Source organism: Lentzea fradiae (assembly GCF_900100955.1).
GTDB lineage: Bacteria > Actinomycetota > Actinomycetes > Mycobacteriales > Pseudonocardiaceae > Lentzea > Lentzea fradiae.
This window is the reverse complement of sequence record NZ_FNCC01000007.1, coordinates 386,576-398,501: the sequence shown is the minus strand read 5'-3', so window position 1 is coordinate 398,501 and position 11,926 is coordinate 386,576. Positions and strand designations below refer to the sequence as shown.

15 protein-coding genes are annotated in these 11,926 nt (G+C 70.6%); 10 read left to right on the top strand and 5 right to left on the bottom strand.

Annotated elements, in window-relative coordinates; genetic code table 11:
- The 4 genes from BLT23_RS19055 to BLT23_RS19040 all read left to right on the top strand — a co-directional run bounded on the left by BLT23_RS19055 (position 1) and on the right by BLT23_RS19040 (position 3,880).
- The gene (locus BLT23_RS19055) at positions 1–654 is read left to right on the top strand and encodes a globin family protein (RefSeq protein ID WP_090051111.1); all 654 of its coding nucleotides are present in this window, start codon (positions 1–3) and stop codon (positions 652–654) included.
- Positions 655–687: 33 nt separating this feature from the next.
- On the top strand, positions 688–2,796 hold the full coding sequence (ligA, locus tag BLT23_RS19050; protein ID WP_425434395.1) for an NAD-dependent DNA ligase LigA: 2,109 nt from the start codon (positions 688–690) through the stop codon (positions 2,794–2,796).
- Positions 2,789–3,289 carry a GNAT family N-acetyltransferase gene (locus BLT23_RS19045; RefSeq protein WP_090051109.1) on the top strand — a complete coding sequence of 167 codons (501 nt, stop codon included), beginning with the start codon at positions 2,789–2,791 and terminating at the stop codon, positions 3,287–3,289. The genes ligA and BLT23_RS19045 overlap by 8 nt, the downstream gene beginning before the upstream one ends.
- 84 nt (positions 3,290–3,373) lie before the next feature.
- Positions 3,374–3,880 carry a hypothetical protein gene (locus BLT23_RS19040; protein WP_143035972.1) on the top strand — a complete coding sequence of 169 codons (507 nt, stop codon included), beginning with the start codon at positions 3,374–3,376 and terminating at the stop codon, positions 3,878–3,880.
- Here BLT23_RS19040 and BLT23_RS19035 read toward each other — a convergent pair.
- Together BLT23_RS19035 and BLT23_RS19030 are read right to left on the bottom strand one after the other, a co-directional pair.
- On the bottom strand, positions 3,869–4,285 hold the full coding sequence (locus BLT23_RS19035; RefSeq protein WP_143035971.1) for an SWIM zinc finger family protein: 417 nt from the start codon (positions 4,283–4,285) through the stop codon (positions 3,869–3,871). The two genes, BLT23_RS19040 and BLT23_RS19035, sit on opposite strands and share 12 nt — an antisense overlap.
- Before the next feature lie 106 nt (positions 4,286–4,391).
- Entirely contained in the window at positions 4,392–4,616 is a 225-nt protein-coding gene (locus BLT23_RS19030; protein ID WP_090051106.1) for a hypothetical protein, read from the bottom strand.
- 108 nt (positions 4,617–4,724) lie between these two features.
- Here BLT23_RS19030 and BLT23_RS19025 point away from each other — a divergent pair, with 108 nt between their 5' ends.
- Positions 4,725–6,383: a DUF262 domain-containing protein gene (locus BLT23_RS19025; protein ID WP_090051105.1), complete on the top strand. Its 1,659-nt coding sequence runs from the start codon at positions 4,725–4,727 to the stop codon at positions 6,381–6,383.
- Here the strand turns inward: BLT23_RS19025 and BLT23_RS42060 are convergent, their stop codons facing one another.
- A complete protein-coding gene (locus tag BLT23_RS42060) occupies positions 6,384–6,500 on the bottom strand; it encodes an MYXO-CTERM sorting domain-containing protein (protein WP_281248861.1) in 117 nt (38 codons plus the stop codon).
- 60 nt (positions 6,501–6,560) lie between these two features.
- Here BLT23_RS42060 and BLT23_RS19020 point away from each other — a divergent pair, with 60 nt between their 5' ends.
- Positions 6,561–7,244 carry a 3-keto-5-aminohexanoate cleavage protein gene (locus BLT23_RS19020; RefSeq protein WP_090051104.1) on the top strand — a complete coding sequence of 228 codons (684 nt, stop codon included), beginning with the start codon at positions 6,561–6,563 and terminating at the stop codon, positions 7,242–7,244.
- Between the two features lie 7 nt (positions 7,245–7,251).
- Here BLT23_RS19020 and BLT23_RS19015 read toward each other — a convergent pair whose 3' ends face one another.
- Positions 7,252–7,905, bottom strand: a complete 654-nt coding sequence (locus tag BLT23_RS19015) for an ACT domain-containing protein (RefSeq protein WP_176946826.1) — start codon at positions 7,903–7,905, stop codon at positions 7,252–7,254.
- 230 nt (positions 7,906–8,135) lie between these two features.
- Between BLT23_RS19015 and gatC the strand changes: the two genes are divergently transcribed.
- From gatC to gatB, 4 genes are read left to right on the top strand one after another with little or no spacing between them, the layout of a single operon-like run.
- Positions 8,136–8,435 (top strand): Asp-tRNA(Asn)/Glu-tRNA(Gln) amidotransferase subunit GatC, encoded by a 300-nt coding sequence (gene gatC, locus BLT23_RS19010; RefSeq protein ID WP_086660690.1) that lies wholly within the window; start codon positions 8,136–8,138, stop codon positions 8,433–8,435.
- On the top strand, positions 8,432–9,916 hold the full coding sequence (gene gatA / locus BLT23_RS19005; protein ID WP_090051102.1) for an Asp-tRNA(Asn)/Glu-tRNA(Gln) amidotransferase subunit GatA: 1,485 nt from the start codon (positions 8,432–8,434) through the stop codon (positions 9,914–9,916). Before gatC ends, gatA begins: the two co-directional genes overlap by 4 nt.
- Positions 9,913–10,110, top strand: coding sequence for a hypothetical protein (locus BLT23_RS19000; protein ID WP_342713677.1), 198 nt, complete (start codon positions 9,913–9,915; stop codon positions 10,108–10,110). The genes gatA and BLT23_RS19000 overlap by 4 nt, the downstream gene beginning before the upstream one ends.
- Positions 10,107–11,609: an Asp-tRNA(Asn)/Glu-tRNA(Gln) amidotransferase subunit GatB gene (gene gatB / locus BLT23_RS18995; RefSeq protein ID WP_090051101.1), complete on the top strand. Its 1,503-nt coding sequence runs from the start codon at positions 10,107–10,109 to the stop codon at positions 11,607–11,609. Before BLT23_RS19000 ends, gatB begins: the two co-directional genes overlap by 4 nt.
- Positions 11,610–11,616: 7 nt before the next feature.
- Here gatB and BLT23_RS18990 read toward each other — a convergent pair whose 3' ends face one another.
- Entirely contained in the window at positions 11,617–11,841 is a 225-nt protein-coding gene (locus tag BLT23_RS18990) for a hypothetical protein (protein ID WP_090051100.1), read from the bottom strand.
- Positions 11,842–11,926 lie beyond the last annotated feature (85 nt).

Here is an 11,926-nt window from a genome sequence, read left to right as displayed (position 1 = left end):
ATGAAGTGGTTCCGCCGCCGCAAAGCCGAGGACGTCGTCCCCGCCCACCTGCCGAACGCCGACGAGGCCGCGCAACGGTTCTGGGAGCGGTGGTTCGAGCTGGTGCCGGTGGTGAGCGCGGCGCTCGGTGACGGGGAGCCGCACCGCGTCGAGGACGAGCTGCGGGACCTCGTGCGCGGGCTGCACCCGGATCTGGTGTTCTCGCTCGAACAGGGCCACATGGCGATGTACGCGCTGGTCGTCACCGGTCAGGAGGACCCTCGGCTGCGCCCGTACACGGACGCGTGGATCAAGGCGGCGCCGCCGGCGGACATGGTGTGGGAGTTCCACGACTCGGTGCCGCCGGTGCCCGATCCGACCGAGGTGGTCGTCAACCTCGGCGACGTGCGGTTGCGGCTCGGCGACTACCGCGTGGTGGCCCAGGTGGACGGTGACGTGGTCGACGTCGCCGTCTACCACCCGGCCCTGTGCGAGCTGACCGACCAGCAGCGGCAGACGATGACGTTCCTGCCTCTCGACGTCACGCTCGGCGAGCGGCTCGCGGGGGAGCGGCTGCGGCGGGTGGAGACCGCGCAGCTCGAACCGGAGGGAACGATCAGCCTGCTGGAGCTGAGGTCACTCGTCCGTGAGCTGGCGGGGCAGTCGCAGGGCTGAGGACTGTCGGACCTGCTCACTAAGCTGTGGGACGTGACCAGCGAGAGCCTTGAAGACGTCCCCGCAGAGGTGCGCGAGCGGCATGCCGTGCTCGCGGAAGAGGTGCGTTCGCACCAGTTCCGCTACTACGTGCTGGACGACCCGATCGTCACCGACGGCGAGTTCGACGCGCTGCTCAAGTCGCTGGAGGCGCTGGAGGCCGAGCACCCCGGCCTCGCCACGCCCGAGTCGCCCACGCAGCTCGTCGGCGGCACGTTCTCCACGAAGTTCGACGCCGTCGACCACCTGGAGCGCATGCTCAGCCTCGACAACGTGTTCGCGCAGGACGAGCTGGCGTCCTGGTTCGAGCGCGTGCGCAAGGAGATCGGTGAGGGCACACACTTCCTGTGCGAGCTGAAGATCGACGGTCTCGCGATCAACCTGCTGTACGAGAAGGGAAAGCTCACGCGGGCGCTCACCCGCGGCGACGGCCGCACGGGCGAGGACGTGACGCTGAACGTGCGCACGATCGGCGACGTGCCGCAGGTGCTGAAGTCGTCCGACGCCTACCCGGTGCCGGATCTGGTGGAGGTGCGCGGTGAGGTCTTCTTCGCGGTGGAGGACTTCCTCGCGCTGAACGCGTCGCTGGTCGAGCAGGGCAAGCCGCCGTTCGCCAACCCGCGCAACACGGCGGCGGGGTCGTTGCGGCAGAAGGACCCGAAGATCACCGCCTCGCGGAAGCTGCGGATGATCTGCCACGGCATCGGCAGGTCCGAGGGCTTCGAGGTCGCCCGCCAGTCGCTCGCGTACGAGGCGCTGAAGGCGTGGGGCCTGCCCGTGTCGTCGCACACCGAGGTGCTCACCGATCCGGCGGACGTGCGCAAGAAGGTCGAGTACTGGGGCGAGCACCGGCACGACGCCGTCCACGAGATCGACGGTCTCGTCGTGAAGGTCGACGAGGTGGCGCTGCAACGTCGCCTGGGCACGACGTCCCGCGCCCCGAGGTGGGCCATCGCGTACAAGTACCCGCCGGAGGAGGCCACCACCACGCTGCTGGACGTGCAGGTCCAGGTGGGGCGCACGGGCCGGGTGACGCCGTTCGCCGTGATGGAGCCGGTGAAGGTCGCGGGGTCCACGGTCGCGCGGGCCACGCTGCACAACGCCTCCGAGGTGAAGCGCAAGGGAGTGCTCATCGGCGACCGCATCGTCATCCGCAAGGCGGGCGACGTGATCCCCGAGGTGCTCGGCCCGGTGCTCGCCGCCCGCCCCGAGGACGCGCGCGAGTTCGTGATGCCGACGCACTGCCCCGAGTGCGCCGCCGTGCTGCGGCCCATGAAGGAGGGCGACGTCGACATCCGCTGCCCGAACGCGGAGACGTGCCCCGGCCAGCTGCGCGAACGCCTGGCGTACCTGGCTTCCCGCGCCGCCCTCGACATCGAGGTGCTCGGCTACGAGGCGGCGGCCGCGATCACCGAGTCCACCGCTTACACGAACGAGGCCGACCTGTTCGACCTCGACGTCGACGCGCTGCGCCAGGTCGAGCGGTTCACCACCAAGAACGGCGAGCTGTCCGCGAACGCGCTGAAGCTGCTGGACAACCTGGAGTCGGCCAAGTCCCGTCCCCTGTGGAGGGTGCTGGTCGCGCTGTCGATCCGGCACGTCGGCCCCACCGCCGCTCGCGCGCTGGCCCTGGAGTTCGGCTCGATGGACGCCATCCGCGCGGCGGACGAGGAGGTCCTGGCCGGCACGGAGGGCGTCGGCCCGACGATCGCCGCCGCCGTGGTCGAGTGGCGTGAGACGGAGTGGCGCCAGAGGGTCGTCGAGCGGTGGCGCGCGGCGGGCGTGCGGATGGAGGACGAACGCGACGCGTCGATCACGCGGAACCTGGAGGGCCTGTCCATCGTGGTCACCGGCTCGCTCACGGAGTTCTCCCGCGACTCGGCGAAGGAGGCGATCCTCGCCCGCGGCGGCAAGGCGGCCGGCTCCGTCTCCAAGAAAACCTCTTTCGTCGTCGTCGGCGACTCGCCAGGATCCAAGTACGACAAGGCCGTCGCCCTGAAGGTCCCCGTCCTCGACGAGGCGGGTTTCCGCGTGCTGCTGGAGTCCGGTCCGGACGCGGCGAGGGAGGTTGCCGTCATCGGTGAGGAAGGCGCAGATGGCTGACCCGCACATCCGTCCGGCCAGGCAGTCCGACCTGCCCGCCGTCGGTGAGATCACGGTCGAGGCGTACGTGGCGGACGGGCATGTGACCGCGCAGGACGACTACGCCGCGAACCTCGCCGACGCCGCGTCCCGCTTCCGCGACGCGGAGCTGCTCGTGGCCGTGGACGACGCGGACGAGGTGCTGGGCTCGGTCACGGTCGTGCACCCCGGCACGCCGTACGCGGAGATCTCGCGGCCGGGCGAGCTGGAGTTCCGCATGCTTTCGGTCGCCTCGTCCGCGCGCGGGAAGGGCGTGGGCGAGGCACTGGTGCGTGCGGTGGTCGAGAAGGCACGCGCCGCCGGCGTGAGCGACCTGGTGTTGTCGTCGTCGGAGAAGATGAGGTCGGCGCACAGGTTGTACGAGCGGCTCGGCTTCATCCGCCTGCCCGAACGCGACTGGTCACCGGTGCCCGGGCTCAAGCTGGTGGCCTACGCCTACGGCCTGCCGCTCTGAGCGCTCGCCGCCCTCGGCCCCCGCGCAACCCCCGGCGCCACGGCACGTCCCACCAGACGAGGCCGTGCGGATGGGGGTTCGCGAATGAGGGCAGCCGTGCTCGCTCTGGTCCCGGTGCTGCTGGCGGGCGCCTCGGCCACCCCGGTCGCTCTCGCGGACCCCGATCGCGGCGAGATCGCCCGCATCGCCCAGCTCTACCTGGAGAACCGGGCCCACAAGGTCACCACGGCCCCGCAGACCCCGGGTTTCGGCGTCCCGGTCACCCCGGCGCTGGCCGCACGGCTCGCCGTCCACGAGGAAGAGCTCGCCTCCGCCGCCGCGAAACGCACCCGGTACCGGTCCGCCGTGGTCAGGACGATGCTCCGCCGGATCGACGCCGACCAGAACCACAAGATCGTCGTGGCGCACGTCCACGAACACGGCGAGCTGTACTTCGAGAAGCCGGGGCCGGTCCGGTCCACCGGCTACGGCCTGCCGCACCTGCTGACCTTCGTCCGCGCCGGCGAGGGCTGGGTACTGGCCGACGTCGCGCTGAGGCCGCCGAAGCACTGCGGGCTCCTGCCGGAGCCGCAGCAGGTGTCAGAGTGCTGAGATGATCCGCGCCCGCAGCTTGAGGTCACCGGCCGCCTGCTCGTAGAGCAGGTCCCGCAGCGCCTCCGGGGGCAGCGCTCTCAACACGTCCTTGAGCTCCACGTCCTCGGCGTCCGGCGGCGGCACGGTCTCACCCCGGTCCAGCAGCACCAGCCCCACGGCGACGCAGTGCTTGCAGAAGAACCCCTCCGTGCCGTGCGGGCAGGTGCAGGACCCCACCAGGTGCGTGTCGGACCACGACAGCTCGACCGCGTAAGCCTCGTCGTCACCACCTCGAACCCGAGCGGCCACGTACCTGCTGTGCACCCGCAGGGACAGCACGGCGTCGCGATAGGTCAGGCCGCGCCAGTACGACTTGGTGCCAGCGCGGTGCAGCAGCAGTTCGGTGGTGAGGTCCGTCGACACGGGGGTCATCCAACCGGGTGACCCGAGAAAGGACCAACATCATCCTGACCGCCCAGGTCGGGCCCCTGGGACGGCGCGCGGCGGTGCCGGCGCGCCGTCCACCCCGCTACCGGGCGGTGGCCTCCAGGTCGAGCAGCGTCACGGCGGCACGGAAGTACTTGTTCGTGCCCAGGTCGCGCACGGTCTTGATGTTGAACGCGGCCTTCAGCTTCTCCGCGTCACCGGGGCTCACGCCCTGCAGCGCGTCGACGGGCGCGTCCAGGATCTCGCTCAGCGGCAGGTTCTCGTACGCCTTGTCGAGCAGCATGTCGAGGTTGACGGTGATGGCCATGATCTTCGTACCTCCGGGAGGGAGTGGGGCGATCAGGGCAGATTCTGGAGCCGGACCGCGAGTTCCGCAGGACGTAACGACGGCCGCGGGGCTCCCGATGAGGCGATCATGCACAAGCTCGAAGCCCACGAGGTCCCGCTGCACAAGGTGTTCGGCAGCGACTACGACTTCCGGATCCCCGACTACCAGCGGCCTTACGCGTGGGAGACCGAGCAGGCGCTGCAGCTGCTCGACGACCTGAGCGAGGCGGTCGGGCGCGGGGACGGGGAGCCGTACTTCCTGGGCTCGATGGTGCTGGTCAAGAAGGACGGCGACGCCGACGCCGAGGTGATCGACGGCCAGCAGCGGCTCACCACGCTGACGCTCCTGCTCGCGATCGTGCGCGACCTCGCGCCGCAGGGCGGCATCCGCGACTCGCTCCGCAAGATGATCACCGAGCAGGGGGACGAGCTGCTCGGCCTGGAGGAGAAGCCGCGTCTCGCGCTGCGGAAGCTCGACCAGCCGTTCTTCCACTCCTACGTGCAGGAGGAGGGGCGCGTCGAGCAGCTCGTCGGCCTCAGCGACGATGCGCTGAAGACCGACGCGCAGCGGGCGATCCGCGACAACGCCAAGGCGCTGCGGGACGCCCTGCTCAAGCAGGACGAGGAGAGGCGTCGTGAGCTGGTCAAGATGATCAGCGCGAAGACGTTCCTGGTGATCGTCAGCACTCCCAGCCTCACCAGCGCGCACCGGATCTTCAGCGTGATGAACGCCAGGGGCCTCGACCTCTCGCCCGCGGACATCTTCAAGTCCAAGGTGATCGGGCAGCTCGACCACGTGTACGCCGCGCGGTGGGAGGAAGCCGAGGTGGTGCTGGGCAGGCGCGACTTCGCCGACCTGTTCCTCTACCTCCGGATGATCTTCGCCAAGCGGCGCGCGGAGCAGGACCTGCTCACCGAGTTCCCGAAGCAGGTGCTGGACCAGTACGCGGGGCGGGAGGCCGAGTTCGTCGACGACGTGCTCGTCCCGTACGCGGAGGCGTACGAGCAGATCCGCGACTTCGGGTACACCGCGACGACCAAGGCCGAGAAGGTCAACTCGTGGTTCCGCAGACTCGCCCAGATCGACAACAGCGACTGGTTGCCTCCCGCGCTGTGGGCCGTGCGGCACCACGGCGACGACCCGGAGTGGCTCGACGGCTTCTTCCGCAAGCTCGAACGGCTCGCCGCCAGCATGTTCATCCGGCGCATCTACACGACCCCGCGGGTGGGCAGGTACGCGAACCTGCTGCGCGACCTCGCTTCCGGCAACGGGCTGGAGTCGGCCTCGTTCGAGCTGGACGCCGACGAACGCGCCGAGACGCTGCGGCAGCTCGACGGCGCGGTCTACCTGGTGCAGAAGACGCGCAAGTACGTGCTGCTGCGGCTCGACGAGATGCTGGCGCAGAGCGCGGGCGTCGTCTACGACTTCCCGATCATCACCGTCGAGCACGTCCTGCCGCAGCGTCCCAGGGACGGTTCGGTGTGGCTCGCCGACTTCACCGAGGAGGACCGGCTCACCTGGACGCACCGGCTCGCGAACCTCGTCCTGCTCACCAGGGCGAAGAACTCCGAGGCCCAGAACTTCGACTTCGCGGAGAAGAAGGCGAAGTACTTCCTGAGCAGGACGGGGGTGGCGGCGTTCGGCCTGACCAGCCAGGTGCTGGCGCAGGCGGAGTGGACCCCGGCGCTGCTGGAGACCCGGCAGAAGGAGCTGGTGCGGACCCTGGCGGAGGGCTGGGACCTGTAGTCAGCGCCGGCGGCGCAGCAGGGCCACGACGATCACGCCCGCCACCGCGAGCAGCCCGGCGGCGCCCAGCGCGAGGTCGCCCATCAGGAGGTCGGACTGCGCGAGCCGCGGGGTCACCCCTCCAAGCTAACCCTTCGGCCACCGCGCCGCCGGACGTTCTGTGGGACCGTGTGAGTCGTGCTGCAAGCCTGTCTGAACGGCTCCCGCACAGCCGGGGAGCACCCGGCCCTGCCGTTGTCCCCCGTGCGCCTCGCGGAGGACGCGGCAGCCGCCGCCGCGCTCGGCGCCACCGCGGTGCACCTCCACCCCAGGGACGTCCTCGGCGTGCCCACGCTGGCCGGACCGGAGATCGCCACGACGATCGCCACGGTCAGGGCCGCCGTGCCGGGCGTCGAGATCGGCGTGTCGACGAACGTGCCCGGCGAGCGCCTCAGGCAGATCGCCGGCTGGGCCCCGCTCGCGGCCGGGCGGCCCGACATGGCGAGCGTCCACGTCGCCGATCCCGCGTGGCGTGAGCTGGCCGCGGCACTGCACCGGGCAGGCGTCGCGGTCGAGCTGGTGATCGAGGCGGCGGCCGACCTGCGCGAGCTGCCGGACGGAACCAGCCGGATCGTCGTGCGGACCGGCCCGGCCGCGGCGGAAAGCCTGCTGACGCTGGTCGAACCGCTCGGCCTGCCGGTCGTGCTGCACGGCCGGGACGCCGACGCGTGGCCCGTCCTCACCTACGCCGCGCGGCTGGAACACCACGTGCGCATGGGCCTGGAGGACACCCTCACGAAGCCGGACGGGACCACGGCGGTGAACAACGCCGAGCTGGTCGCGCTGGCCCGCCGCAACCAGCGGGCCAGAGCACCTCGCTGACCAGGGGTCAGTCGGGCAGCACCACGGCGACGATCCCGGCCAGGTGCGCCAGGCGGGCCACCTCGGCCGCGCGGAACATCGGGCCACCGGGGCGGCCGACGACGAGCACGCGGTCCGGCTTGCCCAGCGGCGTCGCCGCCAGCTCGGTGCCCAGCTCGCGCCACGTCTCCGGGACCCACTCGTCCTCGCCGTCGAGCACGGTCGCGCGCTCCAGCGGGAACCACGGCACGTCGGCCATGCGGGTCTCCGGCGCCGCGGAGGACGCCGTCAGGCGGTTGATGCCGGTGCCCTCGGGACCCACGACGACGGCCCAGCCCGCCCGGATGATCTTCGGGACGCCCTCGGTGAAGACCTCCAGGCCCTTGCGGGGCTCCTCGGCGATCTCCTCGACCAGCTCCAGCTCGCGGTGGGTGTCGAGGATGCCCGCGTACGGGCGCACCGCGTCGACCTCGACGCCCTCGACGGACTCGGCCGCGGTGATCAGCGTGTCGGGCAGGCGGCCGGACGGCAGCTCCACCACGAGGTCGTCGATCGCGAGCCCCGAGCCGCGCTCCACCACGTCCACGCTGAGTATGTCCGCCCCGATCTCGCCCAAAGCCGTTGCGACCGCGCCGAGGGTGCCGGGACGGTCCGGGAGCTGGACCCGGATCAGGAACGACAAGGTGAACGCCTCCATAGCTCGTGCGTGAGACCCCGCGTCTCGCGCCGTTGCCGGTCGGTGATTCTCGCAGACGCATCGTCATCGCATGACCCGCTGTCCGCGTTGCGGAACGGTTAAGTTGACGTGCCGCTCAGCTTCGGAGGCGGCAACCGGTTCGAAGGCGCGCCTGACCAGCCCATAGACTCACGGGGTTCCCGATTCGTATCCCGACCCTACGGGGGTTGACAGGAGTGCCCAGCATCTCCCGCGACGAGGTCGCGCACCTGGCGAAGCTCGCCAGGCTGGCCGTCACCGAGGACGAGCTCGACTTGTTCGCCGGCCAGCTCGACGTGATCCTCCAGTCGGTGGCCACCGTCGGCGACATCGCCACGGCCGACATCCCGCCGACGTCGCACGCCGTTCCGCTGACCAACGTCTTCCGCGAGGACGTGGTCCGTCCGAGCCTCGGTCAGCAGCAGGCGCTCTCCGGCGCTCCTGAGGCCGAGGACGGCCGGTTCCGCGTGCCCCGCATCCTGGGTGAGGAAGCATGACCAACGACCTGATCCACGCCACCGCGGCCGAGCTCGCCGCGAAGATCCACAGCGGCGAGGTCTCGTCGGTCGAGGTCACGCAGGCCCACCTCGACCGCATCGCCGAGACCGACGGGAAGGTCCACGCCTTCCTGCACGTCGACGCCGAGGGCGCGCTCGCGCAGGCCCGCAAGGTCGACGAGGCCGTCAAGGCCGGTGAGACCGTGTCCCCGCTGGCGGGTGTCCCGCTGGCGCTCAAGGACGTCATGACCACCGAGGGCGTGCCGACCACCGTCGGCTCGAAGATCCTCGAGGGCTGGCTGCCGCCCTACGACGCGACGGTGACGCGCAAGCTCAAGGAAGCCGGCGTCGTCATCCTCGGCAAGACGAACATGGACGAGTTCGCCATGGGCTCGTCCACCGAGAACTCCGCCTACGGCCCCACGCACAACCCGTGGGACCTCGACCGCATCCCCGGCGGCTCCGGCGGTGGCTCGTCCGCCGCGCTCGCCGCTCTCCAGGCCCCGCTCGCGATCGGCACCGACACCGGCGGCTCCATCCGCCAGCCCGGCGCCGTCACCGGCACCGTCGGCGTGAAGCCCACCTACGGCGGCGTGTCCCGCTACGGCCTCGTCGCGTTCTCCAGCTCGCTCGACCAGGCCGGTCCGTGCGCGCGCACGGTGCTCGACGCCGCGCTGCTGCACGAGGTCATCGCGGGTTACGACGAGATGGACTCCACCTCGATCAACGAGCCGGTCCCGCCGGTCGTCGCCGCCGCCCGCGAGGGCCTGACCGGCGACCTGTCCGGTGTCCGGATCGGCGTCGTCACCCAGTTCCAGGGCGAGGGCTACCAGCCGGGCGTGCTGCGCAGCTTCCAGGCGGCCGTGTCGCAGCTCAAGGAGCTGGGCGCGGAGATCGCGGACGTGTCGTGCCCGAGCTTCGACTACGCGCTGCCCGCCTACTACCTCATCGCGCCGAGCGAGTGCTCGTCGAACCTCGCCCGGTTCGACGCCATGCGCTACGGCCTGCGCGTCGGCGATGACGGCACGCGCAGCACCGAGGAGGTCATGTCGCTGACCCGCGAGGCCGGTTTCGGCCCGGAGGTCAAGCGCCGCATCATGATCGGCACGTACGCGCTGTCGTCCGGCTACTACGACGCGTACTACGGCTCGGCCCAGAAGGTCCGCACGCTCATCACGCGGGACTTCCAGAAGGCGTTCGCGACGTTCGACGTGCTCATCTCGCCGACCACGCCCACCACGGCGTTCAAGATCGGCGAGCGCGCGGACGACCCGATGGCCATGTACAAGGCCGACCTGTGCACCATCCCCGCGAACCTCGCGGGCACGCCCGCCATGAGCGTGCCGAGCGGTCTGTCCGATGAGGACGGTCTCCCGGTCGGCCTGCAGATCATGGCCCCGGCGTTGCAGGACCACCGCATGTACCGCGTCGCCGCGGCGTACGAGGCCGCGCGCGGTGCGTTCGGGGGTGCGTCACTGTGAACATCAAGAAGGCAAGGGGCCTCCTCGGCCTCGCCGGTGCGGTAGCGGGCGCCGCGGGCGCGTTCTCCGGCTTCAAGGCCGCACGGGCGAAGAACGACAAGCTGGCCCTGGCGAACGCGATCGCGAGCATCGCCGTGGCGATCACCGGTGCGGCCCTGGCCGTCCGTGCCCTGCGGAAGGACGAGTTGGCATGACCTCCCTGGTTGAGCTGATGGACTACGACGAGGTCATCGAGAAGTACGACCCCGTCCTGGGCCTCGAGGTGCACGTCGAGCTGCACACCAACACGAAGATGTTCTGCGGCTGCGCCAACGCCTTCGGCGGCGAGCCGAACACCAACACGTGCCCGACGTGCCTGGGCCTGCCGGGCTCGCTGCCGGTCGTGAACGGCAAGGCCGTCGAGTCCGCGATCCGCATCGGCCTCGCGCTGAACTGCGAGATCGCCGAGTGGTGCCGGTTCGCCCGGAAGAACTACTTCTACCCGGACATGCCGAAGAACTTCCAGACGTCGCAGTACGACGAGCCGATCGCCTTCAACGGCTGGCTCGACGTGACGCTGGACGACGGCGAGGTCATCCGCGTCGAGATCGAGCGCGCGCACATGGAGGAGGACACCGGCAAGTCGCTGCACGTCGGCGGCGCCACCGGTCGCATCCACGGCGCCGAGCACTCGCTGCTCGACTACAACCGCGCCGGCGTGCCGCTGATCGAGATCGTCACGAAGATGATCCCGGGCACCGGACGCCGCGCCCCCGAGGTCGCCCGCGCCTACGTCACGGCCCTGCGCGACCTGCTCAAGGCGCTCGACGTGTCCGACGTCCGCATGGACCAGGGCTCGCTGCGCTGCGACGCGAACGTCTCCCTGTCGCCGAAGACCACCGGCGAGCTGGGCACCCGCACCGAGACCAAGAACGTCAACTCGCTGCGCAGCGTCGAACGCGCCGTCCGCTTCGAGATGACCCGCCAGGCCGCGGTGCTCGCCTCGGGCGGAGAGGTGACCCAGGAGACCCGTCACTTCGACGAGTCGTCCGGAACCACCTCGCCGGGCCGCAAGAAGGAGACGGCGGAGGACTACCGCTACTTCCCGGAGCCCGACCTGGTCCCGATCGCGCCGTCGCGCGAGTGGGTCGAGGAGCTGCGCGGAACCCTCCCCGAGCTCCCCTGGGAGCGCCGCGCGCGCATCCAGAAGGACTGGAACCTCACCGACGAGGTCCTGCGCGACCTGGTCAACGCGGGCGCCCTCGACCTCATCGAGGCGACCGTCGTCGCCGGCGCGAAGCCGGACGAGGCCCGCTCGTGGTGGGTGTCGTACCTGGCCCAGCAGGCGAACACCCGCGGCGTGGAGCTGTCCGGCCTCGCCATCACGCCGGCCGAGGTCGCGCGAGTCATCGAGCTGGTCAACTCGGGCGCCCTGACCAACAAGCTGGCCCGTGAGGCCGTCAACGGTGTCCTGGAGGGCGAAGGCTCCCCGGACGAGGTCGTCGAGAAGCGCGGCCTCAAGGTCGTCTCGGACGACTCGGCCCTGGAGAAGGCCGTCGACGAGGCCCTCGCGGCCCAGCCGGACGTGGCGCAGAAGATCCGCGACGGCAAGGTCCAGGCGGCCGGCGCCATCGTCGGCGCGGTCATGAAGGCCACCAAGGGCCAGGCCGACGCCGCGCGCGTGCGCGAGATCGTGCTCGCTCGCTGCTCGTAGGTGCTGTTCAGGAGCTGGGCGCCGGTTCGGCGTCCAGCTCCCGCACCGCCCGAGCCGCCAGGGAAGCGACCTTGCCGAGGCCGTCGCGGCAGATGACCATGACGTACTCGTCGCGGTGCCCGAAGTACAGCGTCGCCTTCTCGTTGAGCCGGTCGACCTCGCACCGCACCTCCACGTCGCCGGTCATCTCGATCCAGGACTCGACCGATACCGACTGGTCGAAGAGCGCCATGATCAATCCCCTTAGGTAAGCGTGTGGTGGAATAGTAGCCACGCGCTTACCTAAGCGCATTTCCCTGAACGGGTGAGGAGTTCGC

Excerpts from the sequence above, each read along its gene's own strand:
- BLT23_RS19055 (WP_090051111.1), top strand. The coding sequence starts at position 1 with ATGAAGTGGTTCCGCCGCCGCAAAGCCGAGGACGTCGTCCCCGCCCAC.
- BLT23_RS19045 (WP_090051109.1), top strand. The coding sequence starts at position 2,789 with ATGGCTGACCCGCACATCCGTCCGGCCAGGCAGTCCGACCTGCCCGCC.
- BLT23_RS19040 (WP_143035972.1), top strand. The coding sequence starts at position 3,374 with ATGAGGGCAGCCGTGCTCGCTCTGGTCCCGGTGCTGCTGGCGGGCGCC.
- BLT23_RS19030 (WP_090051106.1), bottom strand. The coding sequence starts at position 4,616 with ATGGCCATCACCGTCAACCTCGACATGCTGCTCGACAAGGCGTACGAG.
- BLT23_RS19025 (WP_090051105.1), top strand. The coding sequence starts at position 4,725 with ATGCACAAGCTCGAAGCCCACGAGGTCCCGCTGCACAAGGTGTTCGGC.
- gatA (WP_090051102.1), top strand. The coding sequence starts at position 8,432 with ATGACCAACGACCTGATCCACGCCACCGCGGCCGAGCTCGCCGCGAAG.
- gatB (WP_090051101.1), top strand. The coding sequence starts at position 10,107 with ATGACCTCCCTGGTTGAGCTGATGGACTACGACGAGGTCATCGAGAAG.
- BLT23_RS18990 (WP_090051100.1), bottom strand. The coding sequence starts at position 11,841 with ATGGCGCTCTTCGACCAGTCGGTATCGGTCGAGTCCTGGATCGAGATG.